Origin of the sequence: Rhizobium sp. WYCCWR 11152 (assembly GCF_013087615.1) — a bacterium.
In the GTDB taxonomy this organism is placed as follows: domain Bacteria; phylum Pseudomonadota; class Alphaproteobacteria; order Rhizobiales; family Rhizobiaceae; genus Rhizobium; species Rhizobium indicum.
This window is the reverse complement of the sequence record NZ_JABFCP010000010.1, coordinates 213,211-236,120: the sequence shown is the minus strand read 5'-3', so window position 1 is coordinate 236,120 and position 22,910 is coordinate 213,211. Positions and strand designations below refer to the sequence as shown.

Below are 22,910 nucleotides of genomic sequence, written 5' to 3'. Positions count from 1 at the left end.
ATGTCCGCAATCCCTCTTTCGACCATCGAAACCGTCGAAGAGCCAGTCAGCCTGTGGCGCGACGCCTGGTATCGGCTGAAGCGCAACAAGCTCGCCGTCTTCGGTCTCGTCATCGTCGTGATCCTCGGCTTCACGGCGATCTTCGGGCCTTATCTCACGCCCTATGACTATCTGAGCCAGGATCTCAACGCCCGCAATGTATTGCCGTCGATGAGCCACCTCTTCGGAACCGACGATCTCGGTCGCGACGTCTTCAGCCGCGTGGTCTTCGGCACGCGCACCGCTTTCCTCGTCGCCGTCATCGTCACCGTCTTCGCCGTGGTGATCGGTCTCGTGCTCGGCGCCGTCGCCGGTTTCTTCGGCAATCCATTCGATCGCATCATCATGTGGCTGACCGACGTGACGATGTCGGTTCCCAACCTGCTGCTCGTCGTCGTCATCAACGCCTCGCTGAAATCGCCGATCAGCAAATGGATGGAAGCGCGTTATCTCGAGACCCTCAATCCCTTCTATCGCGAAACCATGTGGGTGGATTTCGCCCTCGTCTTCGGGTCTATGGCGCTGATCTCCTGGCCGCCATACGCTCGGCTCGTGCGCGCCCAGGTGCTGTCGATCCGCAGCCGGCCCTATATCACCGCGGCCCAGGCGCTCGGGCTTTCGAACTGGATCATCATCAAGCGTTATGTCATTCCGAATGCGCTAGGCCCTCTGATCGTCTCGGTCAGCGCCGGTCTTGGCACGGCGATGGTGCTGGAAAGCGCCTTCAGCTTCCTTGGCGTCGGGGTCAATCCGCCAACGCCGAGCTGGGGTAACATGATCTCGGACGGCCTCCGCGTCTGGCAGCATTATCCGCATCTTCTCGCCGCTCCGGCGGCCGTGCTCGGCCTTGCCTCGGTTGCCTTCAGTTTCCTCGGCGACGGCCTCAACGACGCGCTCAATCCGCGGGGCAGCAAATGATGGATACGAAAAGCACCAACCGCCTGCTCGATGTCAGGGGCCTCACCGTCGAAATCGATGGCCGCAACGGCCCCGCCATCGTCGTCGACGGCATCGATCTCCATGTCGACAGGGGCGAGACCCTTGGCGTCGTCGGTGAATCCGGCTGCGGCAAGAGCCTGACCATGCTGAGCCTGATGCGGCTCCTGCCGAACAAGATCAAAGTCACCAAGGGATCGGCGACATTCGACGGCCGCGACCTGCAGACGATGTCGAATAGAGAACTGCGCAAGGTGCGCGGCGGAGATATCGGCTTCGTCTTCCAGGATCCGATGACCTCGCTCAATCCAGTCATGCGCGTCGGCGATCAGATCTGCGAGCCGCTGGTCTATCATCGCGGAATGAAAAAGGCGGCGGCCCGCGCCCGCGCTGTCGAACTTCTGCGGCTTGTCGGCATTCCCGGCCCGGAGGAACGCCTGCAGGCCTATCCGCACGAGCTTTCCGGCGGCATGCGCCAGCGCGTGATGATCGCGATCGGCCTTGCCTGCAATCCGAAGCTTTTGATTGCCGACGAGCCGACGACCGCGCTCGACGTCACCATCCAGGCCCAGATCGTCGATCTGGTGAAGGACCTCAGGACCAAGCTCGGCATGTCAGTTGTCTGGATCACCCATGATCTGGCGCTGATCGCCGGCCTCGTCGATCGTGTCGCCGTGCTCTATGCCGGAACGGTGGTCGAAGATGCGCCGGTCGACGAGCTCTATGCCCGCCCGAGCCATCCCTATACGCGCGGCCTGCTTTCATCGATTCCGAAGCTCTCGGACCCGCCGGCAAGCCGGCTGAGCTCGATCGGCGGCACGCCGCCGGAGCCTGGCCGTCGGCCGAAGGGTTGCCCGTTTGCGCCGCGCTGCCCGCTTGCCGAAAACATCTGCCACGAGAAGGTGCCGCAACTCGAACCGTTGAGCGGCAGCGCCAATCACCGCGCCGCCTGTTTCGTCGTCCAGAGAATGCAGGAGGCCGCGTGATGGGTGCTCAACCGCTGCTCAAGATCGAAAACCTGGTCAAGCATTTCCACGTCAAGCTCGGCGCCTTCGGCGAACGCTCGGCAACCGTCTACGCACTCGACAATGTCAATCTCGACATCATGGAAGGCGAGACGCTGAGCCTGGTCGGCGAATCCGGCTGCGGCAAGTCGACGACCGGTTTCACTATCCTCAACCTCTACAAGGCGACCAGCGGCAAGGTCGTTTACAAGGGCCAGGATCTCGCGACGCTCGATGAAAAACAGATGCGGCCCTTCCGCCGCGACCTGCAGATCGTCTTCCAGGATCCGTATTCGACACTCAATCCGCGCATGACGGTGGGCGAGGCGATCGGCGAGCCGATCCTCTTCCACAAGCTCTGCACCAAGGCCGAACTGAAGGACAGGGTCGCGACGCTGCTCACCGATGTCGGCCTGCCCACGCGGTTTGCCCAGCGTTACCCGCATGAGCTTTCCGGCGGCCAGCGCCAGCGCGTCGTCATTGCCCGCGCGCTCGCCTGCCAGCCGAAATTCATTGTTTGCGACGAGGCGATTTCGGCGCTGGACGTGTCGATCCAGGCACAGATCATCAACTTGCTGCTCGATCTGCAGGAAAAATACGGGCTGACCTATCTGTTCATCGCCCATGATCTCGCGGTCGTGCGCCATATCAGCACCCGCGTCGGCGTCATGTATCTCGGGCGGCTCGCCGAACTTGCCACCCGCGAGGAACTCTTCGACAATCCGCTGCATCCCTATACCAGGGCACTGCTATCTGCCGTTCCGGAGACCGATCCGGAGCATGAGCGCACCCGCCAGCGCCAGATTCTTCAGGGTGACGTGCCGAGCCCGCTGAACCCGCCGACCGGCTGCCGCTTTCACACGCGCTGCCCGATTGCCATGGATGTCTGCAGCAAGGTCATCCCCGCGTGGCAGGAAGCAAAACCCGGCCATCTCGTCGCCTGCCATGCCGTCAACACTGGACAGACTGCATGACGCTGAAGGCCGCCATCATCGCCGATGATCTGACCGGTGCGCTCGATACCGGCACGCCCTTCGTCGAAGCGGGCCTTTCGGTTGCGGTCGCCGTCGACGTCGGGGCCGCGCAGGATGCGATCGCCACCGGCTGTGATGTCGTCGTCATCAACACGGCTTCGCGTGCGCTTGGCGAACCGGAAGCTGCCGAGAGGGTTCGCTTGGCGACCGCGGCACTTCGCGGCGTGAAGCCCGCAGTCGTGATGAAGAAGATCGACTCCCGGCTGAAGGGCAATGTAGCAGTGGAAAGCCTGGCGCTGGCAGATGCGCTCGGCCTGGAGACTATCCTCGTGGCGCCCGCTGTTCCCGATCAGGAGCGCGTGACCTATCGAGGCTGTGTCGTTGGCCGCGGCGTCGACAAACCGCTGCCGATCGCCGATCTGTTCGAGAGCCGCGTAGGCAGCGTCACCATTGCCGATGCGGAGAATGACAGTGATCTCGACCAGATCGTTGCCGATCAGGACTGGCAGTTGGCACTTGCGGTTGGCGCACGGGGTCTGGGTGCAGCACTTGCCCGCCAGCTCGGCGAGACGGGGCGGCAATCGGTGCCGGAGTTTGCGGCGACCCGGCGTACCTTGTTCGCCTTTGGCTCGCGCGACCCGATTACCGCTATCCAGATGGACCGGCTCGAAGCCTCGGGCGTTCTGCGCATGGTGATGGATGCGCCGAGCGGAGAAATTGAAGGCGGGGAGGGCATGGCGCTGCCGGCGCTGCTGCGTTGCACCGGCGATATGACAGCCGATGCAGCATTGGTCGCCCGCCGTTTTGCGGCAGGCGTCAGATCGGTCATCGACGATACCAGGCCTGACATGCTGATGGTCGGCGGCGGCGATACGGCGCTTGCCGTTTTCCAGGCGCTCGGGGTCAGAGTGCTGGCGCCGCAGGGCGAAATCGAGGCCGGCGTGCCGTGGTTCGATGTCACGGCAGCCGATGGACGGCATTTTCGGTGCGCCGTGAAGTCGGGGGGCTTCGGCAAGCCCGATAGTTTGTTAAGACTGGTTCTTTGGAATCGGGCGGCATAGTAAGATACCGCCGGGGAGAATGACGTGGCTGAAGTGAATGGCGAATCTTTGAACGCGGAAGCCGGCCCGCCGGGCAAGCCCGAACGCGGCAAGGCCGTCAAGCTGGTCGATCGCGTCTTCGACCAGTTGCTCGAGCGTATCCGCGGCGGAAACTATCCGCCGGATTCACGTCTTCCCGGCGAGCACGAGCTTGCCTCGATGCTGGGTGTGTCGCGGCCGATCGTCCGCGATGCGCTGGCGCGCCTGCGCGATCAGGGCATGGTCTATGCCCGGCAGGGCGCCGGCACCTTCGTCAGCGCGCATGGGTCGCCGACGACGCAGCTTGCCTATTCGCCGGTCAAGACGATCGCCGACATTCAGCGCTGCTACGAATTCCGCCTGACGATCGAGCCGGCGGCCGCCTATTTCGCCGCCAAGCGCCGCAATGAATCTGCCATTCAGAAGATCGCCAGCGCGCTTGCGGATCTGCGCGAGGCGACCAGCCACCAGCTTCACCGCACAGACGCCGATTTTCTCTTCCACCGCGCGGTGACGGAGGCTGCCAACAATCATTATTACACGGCCTCGATCGATGCGCTGAAGGCCCATATCGCCGTCGGCATGCATCTCCACGGCCTCTCTTTGCTCGGCCCCCGCCAAGGGCTGGAACAGGTCTATGAAGAGCATAACGCCATCTACAAAGCGATCGCCGATGGCCGGCCGGACGATGCGCAAAGACTGATGAAGGCGCATCTCGAAGGCTCTCGGGACCGTCTGTTCGAGGGCAGGGTGCTCGACCTATCCTTCTGACGCGCATTCCCAGGCGGCTATCAACTCAAAAATGGCAGCGAGTTCATGCCCTCGAGGTGTCTCCTTCGTCGTCAATTGTCAGCCGGATTTCTGCTTCTTGATGATGCTGATGCGGCAGCGCGGGCAATTTGTCTATCTTTCCCATGCCCCCTCCCTGTGCGTCTTGTGGAGAACTTGGCTTGGACGCATTAGTTCCCGGCAATGAGGGGGCCGTCGCCGTATACATCGGATGGGTAGCAGTCCAGGCGTCTTCGCCGATCAAGGGAACGAAGCGCACCCCGCCGAGATCTTCTTCCTCGAACGCGGTGGCGCTGGTGCGCGTGAGGCGTTTCAGGCGCTGCCCTTCACCGCGGCCGACCGGGATGATGAGCCGCCCTCCGAGGTTCAGCTGTACTTTCAAGGCGGTTGGCACCTCGGGTGCGCCCGCGGAAACGATAATGGCATCGAACGGGGCGGCTTTCGCCCAGCCCTTGCTGCCATCGCCGACGCGAACGTCAATGTTGCGGTATCCCAGCTTCTCGAACCGTTCCCTGGCCTGAAGCGCCAGCTTTTCATGGCGCTCGATGGAGTAGACATGCCTTGCTATCCGGCTGATGAGGGCCGAAGCATAGCCGGAGCCCGTTCCGACCTCGAGCACTTTGTCACCGGCATTCAGACTGGCCTTTTCGAGCATCAGAGCCACGATGAACGGCTGCGAAATTGTCTGGCCCTCGCCGATCGACAGCGGCGCATCCTCGTAGGCGAATTCCTCGGAGCCTGGAGGAACGAATTTTTCGCGCGGCACCGTGCGCATCGCTTCGATGACGCTTTGATCGTGAATGCCACGACGCGTAACGTGGTGCTCCACCATGCGATCTCGGATGCGCGTCATATCCATGGATCAGCTCCATTGTCGCCGATTGCATTTGGGGGCAAACTTCTGGGCGGTGCAAAATGTAAAACAAATGGGCGACCGGGGAGTTCCTACGAGGAGCAGGTTTTCGGCAAGCATCGAGACCACCGGGCTAAGGCCGTGTGGTGTGGAAGTTGGAATGTCCGCTTTCTGGGCAAAGTAGAAAGCCACTTTGAGCTCCCACAGGCATGACGACCAGCCCCGATCTGAGCGGCTGGTCCGTGTTGCAAGATCAGATCGGGTCGGGTCGGGTGAAGGGCATCTCTCGGCTATTGCTTTGAGCTTATGAACCCAGACCGTCATTCCGCTGCATCAAGCCTAGAAAGCGCCCGCCGAACGCCGGGCTATCACCGCCGGATCGTTCATGAAGTCCTCCGACATCACGGCCCCCGAGCACGCGGCACACAGCCGTTCTTCTCGCCAATGCTCCCGACCTGCCCATGCCTTCGAATGCCCAGCGAGGAAGGCCCGAAAGATTCAGGGTCGATCCGATCCATCAAATGGCGGGACGGCCTCGCGCGAGATCGAGCGCGGTTCACTCGAAATAGTCAAACTCGTGTAAATCCATGATGACGTCCTGCGCAAACCGGATCATGGCTCCGCAAAGGAGCATCGTCGCCGTGATGAAAAGAATTCCGGCTCCATACGAATACTGAAGAGCGAAAAATCCAGTAACGAAAACTGTTCCGAGCAGCAGACCTGCGCATAAGCCGCTACCCAGCGATAGTAGGATACCGCTTTTAAGTAGCCTCGCTCTTGTCTTGAGACGCGGAATGTCATCTCTCATATGCGCTTTGTCCGAGTCTTGCGGGATTGCATTTAGAAGTCTGGCTCGGGCAACCACTGTACTCATTCTCGCTGTCAGCAGGGAGATAAAGGCCGCAACCGCTCCAAGGAAGAAAGCGGGAGCTGCGGCTCGCGAAAACATCTCCGTCATTGCGGCGACCGTCGGTACGAAGCTCATGGTTTCCCCTATCGCGCCACAAAGTCTTGCGGTTCGACATAACCTGCCACGCCGGCAACAATATGGGTACGGAAAGCATGAATGCATATGGAGCGAAAACCAACACGCTAGAGGCTCGGGCCCGTGGCCGCCAACTGCATTTACACGGCCCTGCGACATCGTCGTTAACTATCTCAGCAACCTCAAGCCGTCGTATCTCAACCAAACTCTACGAGCCGCTGGTGGAAACAGAATCGCAGGCGTGATAACTCGAACGCGAGCAACGTTGTCGAGGGAAGCCCATCGTGCCGGGCAAAGTCGCGACGATCACGGCGAACGTCGGGAGCCCATCGATGGGGTGTGCGGCGTGAGCGCGGAACGAGGTGGCGAACGCAGCGTACGAGAGGGGTCGCCCATCTAGGGGCCATTGTTGTCATTGCTGGCCGGTCAACGCTTAGAAGGCAAGATCGCACCTGTGGATCGCAAGCGAGATCGGGGGCCCTTGCACCTTCTCGGCCTGCCATCAGTTCGTGCAATTCACGGAGGTAACTGTTTTGCAGACGGCCTTGGATTTTGTGCCCGGCACACGCTTCGGTCCCAGCGCTTCGATCTGGCTCGAAAAGTTGTCGCGAGTATCGGCGTCGACGGCAACTACCGGAGCGGCGAGTAGCAGGCCTGCGGCGTTGCCCAAGTTCAGAAACGTGATGCTGGCGGCTCCCGATGTCGACGTCGACCCGGAGCCATCACTCATTTCTTGCCGCGAGCCTGCGCAGATTATGCTCAGAACATCGATCAGGGGAGTAGGTTACTGTCACCTACATGCCCGTACTGCTAGCTTTCGACGGCATCGGCGACCTGGGCAGTCCAGCCTCCCGCAGGTTTCATATGGTGGGGTGGCGGCCGCCGCTATAACGCCGAACGATTGTAGAGCGCAGCATCTGCCCCGCTGATCGCCGATATGCAGGCCTGGCTCGTCCATCACCGTGCACGTATCGCGGTCAAGTCCCCAATCGGCGAGGCCTTGGCATACATCGCCAAATACTGGGATGGCTTGAAGCTCTTCCTGTCTGACGGGCGCATTGAGTTCGACAGCAACAGCGTCGAGCGAACCATCCGGCCGATAGCCCTCAATCACAAGAACGCACTCTTTGCGGGGCACGACGCTGGAGCCGAAAACTGGGCCACCATCGCATCGCTCATCGAGACTCCTGCAAACTCAACGCCGTCGATCCGCAGGCCTACCTGACCAATACGCTCACCGCCATCGTCAACGGCCACAAGCGGAACCGATCGATGAGCTGCTGCCTTTTGGCCCCGAAGATTGCAGTCGGCCCATACGAAACATTGAGCGCTGTGCGCTGAATACATAGAGCACTGAAGCAGATGGGTGCTTTATCTTCCGCTCCGAGCTCTGGCAAAGCACAGACAAAAGTGCAATAATCCGGCAACGAGCATTCGCGAAGCCGTATAGGTTAGTACTATTAGCTTTTAGAAGCAGGGCGGGGTTCGCCCGGCAATTTGTTCTCAGGAAACTGAGACTGCACGCCATGTTTCCCTACGTCCAATAGCGCGGACCTCTTTCCTCGATCAGACTGATCACCACAAGCAGTTTAAAGCTATCTGCCTGCGGACACGCCTAACCTGTCCAGCGACGAGCAGTACCGACCTAGCCGCCGCTGAGTGTGGCGACGCAAAACTTAAACGAGGAGGGCTGACATGAACATCCAGAAATACGGAGTGGTTATAGCATTGGTTGTTCCTCTCTTGGGGGGCAACGCAGCTTTCGGCGCGGGTGGAGGCGCGGTGCTCGCCGACCCTGGGGCAATGGAGGGCAAGCATTTCCATCCAAAGGGCAAAATGCCGTCAAAGTTCACGATCGATCTTCAGAACGGCTTGCGCGCAACGCTGCCGTTCGACGACAAACGTGACTTTGAGGAAGCAAAGCGCGGTTTCGTCGCTGCGCCGTCCTACAAACAGATCATGGCCGAGGCAGGGAACGTTGCCTGGGACATAGGCAGCTACGAGTATCTGCTGCAAGGCAAGGACTTCGACAGTATTCACCCGTCATTGCAGCGCCAGGCCATCCTGAACATGGCGTACGGCCTCTATGAAGTGGTGCCGGGTAAAATCTGGCAGGTGCGCGGCTTCGATCTTTCCAACATCAGCTTCGTCAAAGGCGACACCGGCTGGATCGTCTTCGACCCCCTGACGGCCAAGGAGACGGCCAAGGCGGCGCTCGACTTCATCAACCAGCAAATCGGCGAGCGCCCTGTCGTGGCAGTCGTCTATTCCCATTCCCACGGTGATCATTACGGCGGCGTGCGCGGCGTCGCGAACGAGGCCGATGTGAAGAGTGGCAAGGTGCAGATTATCGCGCCGAAGGGCTTTATGGAACATGCCGTGGCCGAGAATGTGTATGCGGGCAACGCCATGAACCGCCGTCTGTACTTCCAGTATGGGGTATTGCTGCCGCGCAGCCCGTTCGGCCACGTCGACCAGTCGATTGGCAAGAACACAGCCGCCGGCACCACGGGTCTGATCGAGCCAACTCGCTACATGGAGAAGGACTTCGAGGAATTGACCGTCGATGGCGTGACGATGGTGTTCCAGAACACACCCGGCACCGAGGCACCGGCTGAAATGAATACCTACTTCCCGCAGTTCAAAGCCTTTTGGGCGGCGGAGAACATCACGGGCACCGTCCATAATATCTACACACTGCGTGGCGCACTGATCAGGGACGCACTGGCGTGGTCGAAGCACATCAATACTGCGTTGTATCGATTTGGCGGAGAGGCCGAGGTGATGTTTGCCTCGCACTCCTGGCCACGCTGGGGCAATGACCGCATCCAAGATGTGATGCGCACGCAGCGCGACGTCTACGCCAATCTCAACAATGAGGTATTGCACCTGGCCAACCAGGGCGTGACGATTAACGAAATCCAGAATGTCTACAAGCTGCCCAAGAGCCTGCAGAACCAATGGGCGGCCCACAGTTACCACGGCTCGGAGGAGCACAATAGCCGTGCGGTGATCAACCGCTACCTGGGGTACTGGGACGGCAATCCGGCAACGCTGACCCCACTGTCGCCTCGTGACTCCGCCCCGCTCTATGTAGAGATGATGGGTGGTGCCGGACCAATCATCGCCAAGGGCCAGGAACTCTTTGACCAGGGCAAGTACCAATATGCCATGGAGATACTGAACAAGCTCGTCTATGCCGAGCCAGGAAACCAGGCGGCAAAGGACCTTCTGGCGGACGTGTTCGAGCAGATCGGCTATCAAAAGGAGAGCCCGAGCGTGCGCAACAGCTTCCTCGCGGCGGCCTACGAACTCCGCTCGGGAATGCCGGCTGGCGCTGCTCCCAAGACGACTGGGCCCGACACCATCCGGGCGATGTCGACCGGCCTTTGGCTCGACTTCCTCGGCATCCGCCTGGACAGCACGAAGACCGAGGGCATGAAAGGCGTTATCAATCTTGTGACGCCTGATAACGGCGAAAAATACGTGGTAGAGTTGAGCAACTCGACCCTCACTAACATCAAAGGCGTGCAGGCACCGCATCCGGACCTCACGATTACCATCGACCGCACCGATCTGGAGTCCGTGATGGGCGGCAAGGCTACGTTCGACGAGCTGATTGCTTCCGGCAAGGCGAAGTTCGAGGGTGATCGCAAGGTTTTCTCTGAGATCGGGAGCAGCCTGGTCCAGTTCACCCCCGACTTCGAACTGATGCCGGGGACAAAACCTACGACGGGACCATCGGCGATAGACCCTTTCGCGCAGGCTGAACCTGCCGACAGTTCGGGGGGCTGATCGAAGGATGATACACGGCCCTTGGGCTCTCCTAAGGGCCGTGGTGCATTCCCGGTAAAGGGGTCAAGACACGACATCTGCTCCCCGCTTCAACTTGGCTGTAAGCGGAAAGCTTCCTGGCTTATGGGTTGTACCAAATCGGCGAGGTGTAAGCCCGCTCCTGCATCTTCATCGCTGCTTCCGCTGGCATATCTCTGCCAAAATATTTGGCATCATAGGCTGTCCATCGCGGCGTTGGAATCTCGATGACGCGGCCGTAGTAGAAAGCCCGTTGGGCTCCATCGAATTCAGGATCCTTCCACACCGAGATTAACTCGGGCGCCCCCACCGTATTGCTCCAGGTTGCGTTAGCGATGTCCACAGTGTCGCCGACCGGTGGCAGTTTGCCGTCACCGCTTGGCTTGCGATCTCCCGACCAAGCCACGTCATACACTTTTTCATGGACCTCACCCGCAGCATCGAGCCAGCCCTTGACGATCTGGTATCGATCGAGATTGGCCCCGATTGGATCCTTCAGCGCCGCGACGAGGAAGGTCGGCACCTTTCCGGCTGGCGCTGGACCTATGTCGCCCCCCATCGGCACCCCCTTGGTGTAACCGGAGATCGCAGGACTGCGCGTATTGGCGTCACTTGCTTCGAAGTCGAAGCCACCGAAGAAGCGGACCAGCATCCGGGGACCAGTGGTGGCGTAGGTCTCGCGACGTTGCATCGCATCGAAAAGCGCCTCGCGCGTGTTTTCGGTCGCCCACACACCAGCGTAGCCGGAAGCCATCTGCTCCCATCCCATGATGACGCGATCCCCTTGCTTTATGAAGGGGTGCGAAGCCCGCTCCGCGCCTGGTTCACTGCTGGATGTCTTGCCGAAGAAATTGTCCTCCTCGACCGCCGTAAGTCCGGTATGGGCATCGGTTGATCCCACCAGTCCGAACTTGTAGGGGTTGACGCCGAGTTTCTCCTCCAGCTTGAGGCCGTTCTTGAAGGCCGAGCGCGCATATTCGTATTCGAGCATGTCGGGCGTCTTTGCGACAGTCAGGTCGAGATTGCCCTTGTCCCAGCGCTCGAAATTGGCGAACTCGTCATTAGGCGACAGGAAGGGATGGCTCTCGCCGTCGCCCTTGATCTGCGTCACCTCATAAAGTCGCTCCCACTTGTTGCGGATTTCCGCGTACTCGCGGTCGATCGGAGAATTCGTCCCCGGCTCGATCATCGGAAACATTCGCCCGTTCGACAGATTGCCATTATGTGCAATCGCAAGAACGCTGCCGCCGGTCTTGTCCTCATAGCCGGCCATCCACTTCCACAGATCGCGAGGATTGTCGCTTCCAGGCGGCAGAGTAGTGTACGGAACGACCTGACTTGCCCTGTCGCCATTATCGCGGAAAATTATGTTGCGGTGTAGATTGTTGCCCCCTGTATTCGAAGTCCACTCGTAGCCGATGAAGGCCGTGAACCGGCCAGGCTCATTTGCCTCCTCGGCCGCCTTGATCGTTGCTTGCCAGGCCCCGCGATAGGCAGTTGAATCGGGGGAGTAGAGGATTGGTCCTTTGAATTTGCCGGCACCGAATGCAGTAATTATATCGACGGCCGCCGCCGCGCCCTGGCCAGATTGCATCATATCGTACCATTTGCGTCCCAGCGGATCCGCCAGAAGCTCGGGCTTTCCCGCCAATAGGTCAGGGAAGAAACCCATATTGTCGGAATGATCCGCCACGACGAGGAAATCGAGCGGCCGCGACAGCTTCGCAAGTTGGCCGGAAGAGGCCATGATCTCGTCCCCCTTGGCGAAACGATAAGCGTCGGCGGGTCCAAGCCGCGCGCCGAACGCGCCAGCGTCCATCGAAAAGGATGTATGCAGATGAGTGTCGCCGAAGAAGGGACGCGAGGGGAAGTTGCGTCCTGCCCAAGGCGAATAAGGCCGCTTGGCGGGATAAAGCTTCGCGGCCGTGTCGGCGTCGAACGTTCCGACGTCAGTTGCGACGCCGTCCTGTGCCCAGCCCGGGTAACAGAGGAAGGCCGTAAAGAGTCCTGCAAATGCGGCTCCACAAAGAAGACCTGTTCTGGCTTGGACCGCTTTCATCGACTTCCTCCTCTAAGATCAAAATTGTGAGAACATGGCATCCAGCCGCTGGACGCTCCAGAACGCTGCTATGATGCCGATCGCATATGCCGAGCCGATGATGGCCCGTCGCGGGATCGCGACGATACGCCTCACAGAATAGACCGCAGTCAGTATCACAGCGATGAAGGCAAGCTGCCCGAGCTCCACGCCGACATTAAAGGCAAGCAGCGCCAAGGGGATATCGTTTCGCGGCAGGCCAAGCTCAACCAAGGCGCCCGCAAAGCCAAATCCGTGCAGAAGACCAAACGCGAAGGCCACTAGCCACGGGCTGGTGAGGGCCAAGCTGAGCTGGCCGCGTTCCATACGAACGACCTCGGCAGCGACCAAGACGATGCTGATCGCGATCATGGTCTCCACGGGAGCCGATGGAAGGGTAACCCATCCGAGTGTAGCGGAGGTCAGGGTGATGGAATGGGCGGCTGTGAACGCGGTGACCGCTTTCACCAGCTTGCGCCAGTCGCGCATGATCAGCATCAGCGCCGCAACGAAGAGCAAGTGGTCGAAGCCGAAGGCGATGTGCTCGATGCCGTGGCGCACGTAGACAGCAAAAACTGTCCAACGGCTTTGGGCGGCAGGGATGGCGGCGGAGGGTTCATTGGGCGTTAACCGCGTTGTCCATGTATTGCCGTTGGCAAGCACGACATGCACAAGGGCATCGGTCATGCTGTTCTGCAGCCCGTCGATTAAGACGTTCTGGCCAGAAAGCGGCTCGACGGTGCGCATGTGCCATGTTTGGACCATTGCATCGCCCGTCTGTCGGGAAACCACAGGCGTGAGGGCCTCGACCCTGCCCGAAAACAGGGCAGCCAAGGCGAGCCGCGCATCGCCTTGCATCGGTGTCTTGAAAAGCACGCTGAACTCGCCTGGCATCTTTTCCTCAACGCTCAGGTAAGCCGGTCTAACTTCGTGGGAATGGGCCGAAGCAACAGTCAAAAGTGCGATCACCAAGGCAGAAACGCACCGGCAAATCTGGCTTGATAACGCTGTGCCGGGCCACTTCATTTTGCTGCCACGCTAGGTGCGCTTTGCGGTGTCAGCAATTCTTTCGTACTCTCATCGTACTGCACGCCATATTTGTTGCGCAGATCGGCGAGGTAGGCACGGCTGATGTCTTCTTGCTTGCTATTCCGCCACTGCGCCATTACGGCGTCTCTGACGGTGTCGAAGGGTCTGGGCTCGGTCGGTGTGCGTTCCGTGACCATGACGATGTGCAGGCCGTATCCGGACTTGATCGGTCCTTTCCACTCTCCTGGCTCCAGCGCGAACACCGCATCGGCAAAATCATCTCCGAACATTCTGGAAACGGCGGAATTCTCCAACCGCTGGAAGTCGTCTCCGAGCAGCAACCTATCGCCCGCAACAGAACCGCCGTTTTCCTTTGATTGAATCTCGACGATCAAAGCAGCGGCATCCGCTGCTGGATCCTTATGCTGCTCAGGATTGAAGTAGATTTGCTTGAAAGAGACGGTGCCAAGTCGGGCGAAGCTCTCAGCATGGCTGGCGTAAAACTGCAGCAACTCTTCGTCTGTGGGTTCGGTCAACTGGGCGGTGTCGTCGATCAGGAACTTTAGCTTCTGCGCCAGACGCCGGCGGATGATTGTATCATTTTCCCCGAGGCCTATTGCCTCCGCCTCTCGTGCCAGAAGTTGTTCGCCAACGAGATCGTTCACCAAACCGCTCAACTCCTCGATGGTGGGATCGCGAAGCCATTGGCTCGACCATGTCTGTTTCAGCCACCGCACATCGCCTTCGCCGATGTGTATGGGTACCGCTCGGTCAGACTTTGGTAAGCCGGGGTCCAGCCAGTGATAGCCGCCGAACAATGCTGCGCCGACGAGAGTGAAATGCAGCAGCGGCTCTCTCCAGAGTGTGCGACGATTGTGAGGACCTGTCTGAGCCATGTCGACAAACGCTCGTGTTAGGGAGAAGACCAGAATATCTGGCAGGCAGTTGCAGCGTTCGCGTGCGGCAGCACTTTGCCGCCCGCAACTCCACAGCCTAGCAGTAGTACACGCCGGCGGCGCAGCGGCGCACAGTGCGCCGGGCAACGCCTGCGACGCTGACGGGCGTCAGAGGTCGCCCAACCCTGGCTTCGGCGGTTCCGACAAAGCCCTGCAGGTGTGGGATCGGAAGCTCCGATCCCGCCTCGATCACAAACAGACCTATCGTTCCGGTCAGCACAACGATCTTCAGTTTCCTTAAAGCGTTCATTTTGCACCTCCCACGGCAAAGACATCTGGAAGTTCATCGGTGTTTACAAGTTTTTTCGGGTCATCGACCTTTTTGGCCTCGGTGGAGTTTTTAAAACTATAATCCTTCGCGACGACGCTCGACCCGGTCCTCCAATCGCTTATCTGGACGCTGTATTGGGGACCTTGGTCTACTTGGGTTGAAGTGATGACATATCTGCAGGGATAGGGATTTTCGCCTTGGGCGATCCAGATCTGCCAGTCGACCTCCTTGGTCCGAAACGCGAGATGGTCGCATTCCGTGCCGCCGATCACACCACTGCCGAGGTCCTTTACGTCGATGACGTCACGCATTAGCTCCTCGTAAACATTGGTCAGGAGAAGATCGGCGCCAGGGACGGGCTTTTGGTACTTGTCTCTCAACTCGTCGATCAGATGGTCGATTGTACCGGGCACCTCAAACTGGGCGTAGAGGTTGTCATCCTTGGCAAGTAGCGTCAGGGTTTTCCCGTCGAAACTCATCTCGACATTGGCGAAACCTCCAAACCGGGTCGCGCGGAATTTGTCAGGTCGGCCCATTTCAACTTTGCCAGAGCTTGCAAGGAGCAGCTTCTGATGATCTCCGGTAACGACCTCAAAATTGGTATCGTAGGCAAATGATATGGCCTTTTGTCCCGCGATGTAGTCGGACATCGCCTTTAGCATGGTCTTTGCCTCAGCCTCGTCTGCCAACGCCCGTGAAGATGCGCCTGATACGACGATCACGGACAGCGCCACCGTTGAAAGTGCGATCGCTGTGCGCCAGACTGGAATTAGCCTTATGGTTCTCATCGAAGTGTCCTCCATTTTGAAGTTGACGCAGATGTCGACTTGATCCGAATGGGGCCCTTGAGACTTGTCTACGCAGGATCGTTCCTGATCAGGACGACTGCATATTTAGAAGAAAACACCATACAGGCTTGCGCGCCTGAATGCCCGTAGCATCGGGTATGTTACAGTATCCTAGCACCATCCAGGAAATACGTTGAACAGCCCAGAACGGTTGCTGAAATTCGCTATGATCGAGCACACCTTCCGGCAACGCGGGCAACTTGTGTATCTTTCCCATGCCCCTCCCTGTGCGTCTTGCAGAGACCTTGGCTCGGAGGCAACGTTCCCGGCAATGAGAGGGCAGTCGCCGTGTACATCGGATGGGTAGCAGTGCAGGCGTCTTCGCCGATCAAGGGAACGAGGAGCACCCCGCCGATCTTCTTCCTCGCATGCCGCGGCGCCGGTGCGCGGGAGGCGTTCAGGCGCTGCCCTTCACCGCGGCCGACCGGGGTGATGAGCGACCTCCATCCGGTGACATCCTCTTTACGAGCTGTTTACGAGCTCGATCGCAGGCGTCGTGCCGGTCGTGTGGGAGCCGATCTACACGGCCTCGAAATTCGCAGTTCAGGCCTTTGTCCATTCCACGCGCCGGCAAGTGGCGCAGCACGGCGTGCGCGTCGGTGCGGTGCTGCCAGGACCTGTCGTCACGGCCTTGCTCGACGACTGGCCGAAGGCGAAAATGGAGGAGGCGCTGGCCAATGGCAGCCTGATGCAGCCGAAAGAAGTGGCCGACGCCGTCCTTTTCATCCTGTCGCGGCCGCGTAATGTGACGATCCGCGATCTGGTGATTCTGCCGAATAGCGAAACACCGGCCCCAGACTGCAGTTAGCCTGATCCTTGCCGACTTCAAAGGAGAGACCATGAGCGACACATCTCGCATGCCAGAAGCAGATGCCAAACATGTCATCGGCGTCGACGTCGGCACCGGCAGCGCTCGCGCCGGCCTGTTCGACCTGACCGGGCGGATGCTGGCGTCCGCCAAGCGGAATATCACCCTGTTTCACGAACCGGGTTCCATGGTTGAGCAATCGAGCACCGAGATCTGGGCGGCCGTTTGCGCGGCAGTGCGCGACGTGGTTTCCTCGGCCGGGGTCGATCCGGCGTCCGTCATGGGGCTCGGGTTCGATGCCACCTGTTCGCTCGTCGTCCTCGGCGAAGGCGGCAAGCCGCTTCCCGTCGGACCCTCGGAAGATCCGAACCGGGACATCATCGTATGGATGGACCACCGCGCCGTCCCACAGGCGGCGCGCATCAATGCGCTCGGCCATGACGTCCTGCGTTACGTTGGCGGCCGTATCTCGCCTGAGATGGAAACGCCCAAGCTGCTCTGGCTGAGGGAAAATCGCCCTGAGGTTTTTGATGCCGCGTGGCAATTCTTCGACCTTGCAGATTTCCTGACCTGGCGAGCGACCGGCGATCCGTCGCGTTCGACCTGCACGGTCACCTGCAAGTGGACCTATCTCGCCCATGAAAAGCGCTGGGATGGCGATTATTTTCATCAGATCGGCCTCGGCATGCTTGCCGAAGAAGAGTTTGCCCGCATCGGTCAGGCTATCGTCGAGCCCGGTTCGGCCCTTGGTCGAGGACTGACCGCGGCTGCAGCCGGCGAGCTCGGCCTGAAGCCGGAAACGCCCGTCGCTGCCGGACTGATCGACGCCCATGCGGGGGGGATCGGAACCGTTGGCATCGGTACCGATCCACAAGCCAATCTGGCCTATGTCTTCGGCACTTCCTCCTGCACGATGACATCGACAGCTGAGCCGTCGTTCGTGCCCGGCGTCTGGGGGCCTTATTATTCGGCCATGGTGCCGGGACTATGGCTGAACGAGGGTGGCCAGAGTGCCGCCGGCGCGGCGATCGACCAGTTGCTCTCCTTCCATCCGGCTGCCGCGGAAGCGAGGGAGCTTTCGAAGAGGGCGGGTGTTCCGCTGCCGGTTTTGCTTGCAGATATGGCCGCCCGAAAGGCGGGCCGTTCTTCCGACGCTGTCACGCTTGCGACCGGACTGCACGTCGTTCCCGAGTTCCTCGGCAACCGCGCGCCCTTTGCCGATCCGCATGCCCGCGCAATCATTGCCGGTCTCGGGATGGAGGACGATATCGGCAGCCTGGTCTCTCTTTACGTCGCAGGGCTTTGCGGTATCGGCTACGGCCTCAGGCAGATCATCGAGACGCAGGCCGATGCGGGCGTTACCATCGAAAACATCGTCATCAGCGGTGGCGCTGGCCAGCACGACTTCGTTCGCCAGCTGCTTGCCGATGCGAGCGGCAAGCCGGTCATTGCGACAAAGGCAGAGGAACCGGTCCTGCTGGGGGCCGCCATCCTGGGCGCTGTCGCCGGCGGGCTGTTTGCGGATGTACGCGAAGCGATGACGACACTCTCGGCGGTCGAAACGACATTCCTGCCATCAGAAGGCCCGATCCCCGATATTCATCATAAACGCTATGAAGGATTCAAGGAGCTTCAGGCTCTGGCGCGCAAGCTGCGTATCGACGGTTAGATATCTCAACGCCAATCTGCTGATGTCCACCAGCGATCGATCAACTGACAGCTAGACTAGCGCCGAACGATGACCTTCGTTCCCGGCTGGACGATCTCGTAAAGCTCTTCGACATCTTGACGGTACATTCGAAAGCACCCGCTCGACGCGTTGGTGCCGATGGACGAGGGGTCGTTGGTGCCGTGGATGCGCAGAAGGCCATCGGCGAGATAGATCGCTCGGGTTCCGAGCGGATTGGCGGGGCCGGGCTTCACGACCGCTGGAAGCCGAGGGTTCTTCTGCCGCATGCCGGCTGTGGGTCGCCATTCAGGATGTGCTCGCTTCGACACGACACGCGTAGATCCATACCATTGCTTGCCCTCACGGCCGACCGCGATGGGGTAAGCGAATTGCTCGCCCCAAGGGGTGGTGTAAATCAGCGTATGCTCGCTCGTCACGATTTCGATGGTTCCTTTTGCACGCCCTGTCGGCGATTGTCTGCTATCATGCAGGGGCTCTTGATAGGGAGGCGCCGGATCGTAATCGAGTGGTGGCGGATAGGGGCTGTAGGGATCGTCGTAACCATATCCATCAAAGTCTTCATAACCATCATACGGCCCATAGATCTGGGCTTGAGTCTGAAAGACCGTCAGCAAAAAGGCCGCAGCCACGAGAGCCAGCAATCTCATCTTGTTGCCATCCGCTTGTTGAACAAGCTTGATTGGGCTGAATTCTGTGGCGGCACTATGACTGCTCACCGAAGGATCTTGAAAAGCTATTGCCGCTGATGCTGCTGCGGTCGCTCAATCGGTCGGGGCCGGCATCGAACAGAAACTGGCTGAGACCGATCCTCTTCCTCTTCCGCCTCCGCCAGGAGGCACCGGATGTCGACCCGCTTGCCACCGCGCTTTACGATGGCCTCCTTGCTCTTGCCACAAGACCGTGAGCTCAGCGACAGTCAACGGAGGTACAGCGTCCACGTTGCGGCGACTTCGCTTCGTGCTCAAGCGCCAGCAGGCGCGACGACCGTTTGGGACAGCAACGGCTGTCATTGCCGCAACTATCATCGCCTCCTGAATTCGAGACGACAGGCCGATGAACAGGGCTTGGGATGGGGAGCGAAGGCCTCCCGTGACGGCGCCTGCATGCTCGCGCGTTGAATGCAGCTTATCCCATCGCTGAGCGAAGCACGTCTTGTTGCCTTAGCGGCTCCCTTTGTTCTTTCGAAGCGCGTCCGTTATTTCCGCTCTCGCAACTCCGATCAAGGTTTCCATCGCCTTTCTGGCTGCGACTGGATCGCGAACGCGTATCGCTTCCAGAACGTCCTGGTGCTTTTGAATGGCCTGTTCGTGAGACTGACTGGCGCGGTTCGTGAGGCGAAAGCTCGCAAGGAGGGCGGCACGAATGGCGCTCGCAAACTGCCTGAAGACCCAGTTGCCACTGGCATTGATGATCGCTGTGTGGAACTCAAGGTCCGCCCGGCTCCATTCCTCGTTGTCACGGGCGTTTGCGTCGACCATGTCCTCGAATGCCTGGGCAATTCGGGCCAGCTGTTTGGCGGTTGCCTTTGTTGCCGCATGCTCCGCAGCGGCGGGTTCGAGCAAATGACGGGCGTCGATCAGTGACGTGTAAAAGGACTCATCACCACCGAGGGAAAGCATTACGTCAAGAACGAGCGGATCCAGGTAGTTCCAGTTTTCTCGCGGAAGCACTGTGGTTCCGGCTCGGGTTCTGGACCGGATCAATCCGATTGCCGATAGATACTGCATGGCTTCGCGCAACGTCGTTCTGCTGACGCCGAATTGATCGGTCAGGTCCGCTTCATTGGGGAGCGTGGAACCCTCAGGCAACGCGCCGGAGACAATCCGTTCTACGAACTTGGAGAGCAACGCCTCGCGAACGGAACGCTTGCCGCGAGATGCGATCTCGATGCCCCCGTCGGTGAGCTTCCACTCGTTGCGTGAGATTGTCACTGGCTGCCTCCCATAACCCCTATTGCGGCTTATCCGAAACTTGCGACGACCGGAAACTCTTTTTCCAGGCCTTGTTTCTGCGCGCCGCGTCAGTTGGGTTGTAGCACATGAAAAGAGTCGCTCGCCATATCTTTAAAAAAATAAATCCTATTTATATTGACAATAATCATACCTAATTTAAATTCGCCTGGTCGGTTGGCTCCGCCATGGAGCCTGTCGCTGAAGATAACGGGAGGGAGTAATGAAGCTCATCGTACGCGCCGCGATCCTGGCGCTCACCACAATTGCTGGATCACATGCCACGTCAGCTTTCGCGCAGGACAAGGACCTGAAGGTCGGCGCCATCTACATGGATGCTCAGGGGTTTTATGCAGGTGTTCGCAAAGGCATCCAGACCGGCGCGAATGATGCCGGCCGCAAGCTGGATATCGTCGAGACCAACGCTCAGGGTGATGTAAGCAAAGAATCTTCGTTCATAGACTCTCTGATCTCATCAGGCGTGCAGGCCATCATCGTATCGCCTGTCTCCGCAGATGGTTCGTATCGCGCGATCCGCCGCGCTCATGAAGCCGGCATTCCGGTCGTCTGCTACAACACATGCCTCAACGACGCCGATATGAAGGAATATATCTCGGCCTACGCTGTCGGCGATCCCTATGATTTCGGTCACAAGCTCGGTGATGCCGCAGCCGACTACTTCATCGCGGAAAAGAACGATGCGCCGAAGATCGCCGTCCTGAACTGCGAATTCGTGGAGGTGTGCGTGACTCGCCGCAAGGGTTTTGAGGAGGCACTGAAGGCAAAGGTTCCAGGCGCACAGATCGTCGCAAACCAGGAAGGCGCTGTCCTCGACAAGGCGGTTTCGGTAGCAAGCACGATGCTGTCGTCGAACCCCGATATCGATGCCTTTTTCGGCGAAGCAGGTGGTGCAACACTCGGTGCCGCTCGTGCCGTGAAGAGCCAGGGCAAGACCGGAAAGGTTGTCGTCTTCGGTGGTGACATGACGACCGAGATCGCTCAGGAGCTGGCCGACTTCACCGTCATCAAGGCCGTTGTCGATATCTCCGGCCAAGGCCTCGGCAAGCTTGCGCTCGCTCAGGCCATCAAGTCGATCGATGGGCAACCGCCGGAAGGCATCAAGATTGCCTACAATATCGATCTCTACAAATCTTCCGAAGACGGCAAGGCGTGGCTGAAGGCCCACTCCGACGGCATTCCGTAAGATCACCTCCCAAGTCACGAGCGTCGAGGCCGCCGGGCGACCGGCGGCGCCTTTTCGAAGGTGGAAATTGAATGACAGAGACATCGCGAACGGCCGAACTCGCTTCCCATCCGATCGCATCGATTGCGGGGTGCACACGTCAATATCCTGGCGTGCTAGCTCTCGACAATGCATCGTTTTCAGTAGCGGCCGGAGAGGTGAGGGCGCTACTTGGGAAGAACGGCGCGGGCAAATCGACGCTGATCAGACTCCTAACTGGAGCTGAAATCCCCGATAGCGGAACCGTGATGATCGACGGCGAGGAACTGCGACATTCGGGATCCAGCCGCGCCCAGGATGCATTCGAAAAGGGTGTTCGGGTCGTCTACCAGGAACTCAGTCTCGTTCCTGGCATGACGCTTGCGGAAAACCTATTCCTTGGCCGTTGGCCGAGGAAGGGCGGTGTCATCCAATACGCCGACATGGAAGCGGAAGCATCCGCGGCCATGCGACGACTAGGCCTCAACCGTGCCCCCAATGCCCTGGTTGCAAGCCTGAGCCCGGCTGAGCGCCAGCTCCTCGAGATTGCTCGCGTCCTCCTTGGAAGGCCGAAACTCGTCATTCTCGACGAGCCGACCAGTTCGCTTGCGGCCGCCGAAGCCGAGAAGGTGATGGCGGCGGTGGCCCGCATCGCCTCGGAAGGCATCGCGGTCATCTATGTCAGCCATAGAATGAACGAGATCCGTCAAATTGCGCATTCAGCAACGATCATGCGCGATGGGCGCATCATCGATACTGTCGACGTCAAGGGCGCCGATACCCGAGAGATAGTTCGGCTCATGCTTGGCGCCGAGGCTTCAAAGGCAGCGGCATTGGACAATCGAAGCCAAGAGAAGACCGTTCTGGAAATTCGAGACATCGCCCTGGCGCCCAAACTAATTTCCATTTCCTTTCAACTCAAGGCTGGAGAAGTGCTCGGGATTGCCGGGCTTCTAGGCTCCGGGCGGACAGAGCTTCTTCAGGCAATCATGGGCGTCCGCTGCTACGATCACGGGCAAGTCCTCGTCGACGGTCAGGCCGCTCAACCCGGCCGGTACAAAAGAATGATTGCCATGGGCTTCGCCTATACGCCCGAAAGCCGGAAAGAAGAGGGGATCGTTCCTCTTCTCGGTGTCGACGAGAATACGCTTTCGACAAATTTTGCCGGCGTCAGCAAGCACGGAACCCTATCTGCCAAGATGATGGCGGATGCCACACGCAAGGTGATCCAGCGCCTGCATATCAAGACAGCTCAGACCGACACCCCGATCGGCACGCTGTCCGGCGGAAACCAGCAAAAGGTCGTTATCGGCAGATGGGTTTATGCCAACAGCCGCGTCCTGCTCCTAGACGAGCCCACCAGAGGCGTGGACGTCGAAGCGAAGGCTCAGATCTACGCCATCATTCGTCAGCTTGCAGCGGAAGGGCGAAGCGTGATCTTCGTCTCCAGCGAGATTGAGGAACTGCCGCTCGTCTGCGATCGAGTACTGGTCCTCAGGGACGGCACTCTCAAGGAAGAATTCAAATCACCCCACATCGATCAGGACGCCTTGATGGCCGCCTGCATTGCCGGACATTGAGGGAGAGA

Annotated in this window: 17 protein-coding genes and 4 pseudogenes; 12 read left to right on the top strand and 9 right to left on the bottom strand. The window is 59.5% G+C overall.

The window, feature by feature from the left end:
• From G9X67_RS21275 to G9X67_RS21255, 5 genes are read left to right on the top strand one after another with little or no spacing between them, the layout of a single operon-like run.
• Positions 1 to 957 (top strand): ABC transporter permease, encoded by a 957-nt coding sequence (locus tag G9X67_RS21275; RefSeq protein WP_129416889.1) that lies wholly within the window; start codon positions 1 to 3, stop codon positions 955 to 957.
• Complete coding sequence (locus G9X67_RS21270; protein ID WP_171599603.1) at positions 954 to 1,961, top strand: ABC transporter ATP-binding protein; 1,008 nt, start codon at positions 954 to 956, stop codon at positions 1,959 to 1,961. Before G9X67_RS21275 ends, G9X67_RS21270 begins: the two co-directional genes overlap by 4 nt.
• Positions 1,961 to 2,953, top strand: a complete 993-nt coding sequence (locus G9X67_RS21265; protein ID WP_025398453.1) for an oligopeptide/dipeptide ABC transporter ATP-binding protein — start codon at positions 1,961 to 1,963, stop codon at positions 2,951 to 2,953. The genes G9X67_RS21270 and G9X67_RS21265 overlap by 1 nt, the downstream gene beginning before the upstream one ends.
• Positions 2,950 to 4,014 (top strand): four-carbon acid sugar kinase family protein, encoded by a 1,065-nt coding sequence (locus G9X67_RS21260; RefSeq protein ID WP_171599602.1) that lies wholly within the window; start codon positions 2,950 to 2,952, stop codon positions 4,012 to 4,014. Before G9X67_RS21265 ends, G9X67_RS21260 begins: the two co-directional genes overlap by 4 nt.
• 24 nt (positions 4,015 to 4,038) lie before the next feature.
• Positions 4,039 to 4,803, top strand: a complete 765-nt coding sequence (locus G9X67_RS21255; RefSeq protein WP_027687225.1) for a FadR/GntR family transcriptional regulator — start codon at positions 4,039 to 4,041, stop codon at positions 4,801 to 4,803.
• Between the two features lie 112 nt (positions 4,804 to 4,915).
• Here the strand turns inward: G9X67_RS21255 and G9X67_RS21250 are convergent.
• Positions 4,916 to 5,680 (bottom strand): annotated as a pseudogene (locus tag G9X67_RS21250) (protein-L-isoaspartate(D-aspartate) O-methyltransferase); the annotation flags it as partial.
• A gap of 550 nt (positions 5,681 to 6,230) precedes the next feature.
• Positions 6,231 to 6,659 (bottom strand): DUF2721 domain-containing protein, encoded by a 429-nt coding sequence (locus tag G9X67_RS21245; RefSeq protein WP_171599600.1) that lies wholly within the window; start codon positions 6,657 to 6,659, stop codon positions 6,231 to 6,233.
• A 916-nt stretch (positions 6,660 to 7,575) separates the two neighbouring features.
• Here G9X67_RS21245 and G9X67_RS21240 point away from each other — a divergent pair.
• Both G9X67_RS21240 and G9X67_RS21235 read left to right on the top strand, forming a co-directional pair.
• Positions 7,576 to 8,008: pseudogene (locus G9X67_RS21240) on the top strand (transposase); the annotation flags it as partial.
• A gap of 346 nt (positions 8,009 to 8,354) precedes the next feature.
• Positions 8,355 to 10,454 (top strand): alkyl sulfatase dimerization domain-containing protein, encoded by a 2,100-nt coding sequence (locus G9X67_RS21235; RefSeq protein ID WP_171599599.1) that lies wholly within the window; start codon positions 8,355 to 8,357, stop codon positions 10,452 to 10,454.
• A 121-nt stretch (positions 10,455 to 10,575) separates the two neighbouring features.
• Here the strand turns inward: G9X67_RS21235 and G9X67_RS21230 are convergent, their stop codons facing one another.
• From G9X67_RS21230 to G9X67_RS21210, 5 genes are all read right to left on the bottom strand, one after another.
• A complete protein-coding gene (locus G9X67_RS21230) occupies positions 10,576 to 12,531 on the bottom strand; it encodes a DUF3604 domain-containing protein (RefSeq protein WP_171599598.1) in 1,956 nt (651 codons plus the stop codon).
• 18 nt (positions 12,532 to 12,549) lie between these two features.
• Positions 12,550 to 13,518: a HupE/UreJ family protein gene (locus tag G9X67_RS21225; protein ID WP_348649129.1), complete on the bottom strand. Its 969-nt coding sequence runs from the start codon at positions 13,516 to 13,518 to the stop codon at positions 12,550 to 12,552.
• A gap of 53 nt (positions 13,519 to 13,571) precedes the next feature.
• Positions 13,572 to 14,474, bottom strand: a complete 903-nt coding sequence (locus G9X67_RS21220) for a peptidylprolyl isomerase (RefSeq protein WP_171599596.1) — start codon at positions 14,472 to 14,474, stop codon at positions 13,572 to 13,574.
• 97 nt (positions 14,475 to 14,571) lie between these two features.
• Positions 14,572 to 14,784, bottom strand: coding sequence for a hypothetical protein (locus tag G9X67_RS21215; protein WP_138334234.1), 213 nt, complete (start codon positions 14,782 to 14,784; stop codon positions 14,572 to 14,574).
• Positions 14,781 to 15,593, bottom strand: coding sequence for a DUF2092 domain-containing protein (locus G9X67_RS21210; RefSeq protein WP_138334232.1), 813 nt, complete (start codon positions 15,591 to 15,593; stop codon positions 14,781 to 14,783). Before G9X67_RS21210 ends, G9X67_RS21215 begins: the two co-directional genes overlap by 4 nt.
• 529 nt (positions 15,594 to 16,122) lie before the next feature.
• On the opposite strand from G9X67_RS21210, the pseudogene G9X67_RS21205 reads away from it, so the two are divergent.
• Positions 16,123 to 16,461, top strand: a pseudogene (locus G9X67_RS21205) (SDR family NAD(P)-dependent oxidoreductase); the annotation flags it as partial.
• Positions 16,462 to 16,492: 31 nt separating this feature from the next.
• A complete protein-coding gene (locus G9X67_RS21200) occupies positions 16,493 to 18,130 on the top strand; it encodes an FGGY-family carbohydrate kinase (protein WP_171599595.1) in 1,638 nt (545 codons plus the stop codon).
• A gap of 56 nt (positions 18,131 to 18,186) precedes the next feature.
• On the opposite strand, the gene G9X67_RS21195 is transcribed toward G9X67_RS21200, so the two are convergent.
• Positions 18,187 to 18,798, bottom strand: a complete 612-nt coding sequence (locus tag G9X67_RS21195; RefSeq protein WP_171599629.1) for a L,D-transpeptidase — start codon at positions 18,796 to 18,798, stop codon at positions 18,187 to 18,189.
• Between the two features lie 513 nt (positions 18,799 to 19,311).
• The gene (locus tag G9X67_RS21190; RefSeq protein WP_012760147.1) at positions 19,312 to 20,082 is read right to left on the bottom strand and encodes a FadR/GntR family transcriptional regulator; all 771 of its coding nucleotides are present in this window, start codon (positions 20,080 to 20,082) and stop codon (positions 19,312 to 19,314) included.
• Between the two features lie 241 nt (positions 20,083 to 20,323).
• On the opposite strand from G9X67_RS21190, the gene G9X67_RS21185 reads away from it, so the two are divergent.
• From G9X67_RS21185 to G9X67_RS35075, 3 genes and pseudogenes are all read left to right on the top strand, one after another.
• Entirely contained in the window at positions 20,324 to 21,304 is a 981-nt protein-coding gene (locus tag G9X67_RS21185) for a substrate-binding domain-containing protein (RefSeq protein WP_171599594.1), read from the top strand.
• A gap of 71 nt (positions 21,305 to 21,375) precedes the next feature.
• Positions 21,376 to 21,912: pseudogene (locus tag G9X67_RS35080) on the top strand (ATP-binding cassette domain-containing protein); the annotation flags it as partial.
• Positions 21,913 to 21,954: 42 nt separating this feature from the next.
• Complete coding sequence (locus tag G9X67_RS35075) at positions 21,955 to 22,902, top strand: ATP-binding cassette domain-containing protein (RefSeq protein WP_246705441.1); 948 nt, start codon at positions 21,955 to 21,957, stop codon at positions 22,900 to 22,902.
• The last annotated feature ends 8 nt before the right edge of the window (positions 22,903 to 22,910 follow it).

Excerpts from the sequence above, each read along its gene's own strand:
- G9X67_RS21275 (WP_129416889.1), top strand. The coding sequence starts at position 1 with ATGTCCGCAATCCCTCTTTCGACCATCGAAACCGTCGAAGAGCCAGTC.
- G9X67_RS21270 (WP_171599603.1), top strand. The coding sequence starts at position 954 with ATGATGGATACGAAAAGCACCAACCGCCTGCTCGATGTCAGGGGCCTC.
- G9X67_RS21265 (WP_025398453.1), top strand. The coding sequence starts at position 1,961 with ATGGGTGCTCAACCGCTGCTCAAGATCGAAAACCTGGTCAAGCATTTC.
- G9X67_RS21260 (WP_171599602.1), top strand. The coding sequence starts at position 2,950 with ATGACGCTGAAGGCCGCCATCATCGCCGATGATCTGACCGGTGCGCTC.
- G9X67_RS21245 (WP_171599600.1), bottom strand. The coding sequence starts at position 6,659 with ATGAGCTTCGTACCGACGGTCGCCGCAATGACGGAGATGTTTTCGCGA.
- G9X67_RS21235 (WP_171599599.1), top strand. The coding sequence starts at position 8,355 with ATGAACATCCAGAAATACGGAGTGGTTATAGCATTGGTTGTTCCTCTC.
- G9X67_RS21230 (WP_171599598.1), bottom strand. The coding sequence starts at position 12,531 with ATGAAAGCGGTCCAAGCCAGAACAGGTCTTCTTTGTGGAGCCGCATTT.
- G9X67_RS21220 (WP_171599596.1), bottom strand. The coding sequence starts at position 14,474 with ATGGCTCAGACAGGTCCTCACAATCGTCGCACACTCTGGAGAGAGCCG.
- G9X67_RS21215 (WP_138334234.1), bottom strand. The coding sequence starts at position 14,784 with ATGAACGCTTTAAGGAAACTGAAGATCGTTGTGCTGACCGGAACGATA.
- G9X67_RS21210 (WP_138334232.1), bottom strand. The coding sequence starts at position 15,593 with ATGAGAACCATAAGGCTAATTCCAGTCTGGCGCACAGCGATCGCACTT.
- G9X67_RS21200 (WP_171599595.1), top strand. The coding sequence starts at position 16,493 with ATGAGCGACACATCTCGCATGCCAGAAGCAGATGCCAAACATGTCATC.
- G9X67_RS21195 (WP_171599629.1), bottom strand. The coding sequence starts at position 18,798 with ATGAGATTGCTGGCTCTCGTGGCTGCGGCCTTTTTGCTGACGGTCTTT.
- G9X67_RS21185 (WP_171599594.1), top strand. The coding sequence starts at position 20,324 with ATGAAGCTCATCGTACGCGCCGCGATCCTGGCGCTCACCACAATTGCT.
- G9X67_RS35075 (WP_246705441.1), top strand. The coding sequence starts at position 21,955 with ATGGCGGCGGTGGCCCGCATCGCCTCGGAAGGCATCGCGGTCATCTAT.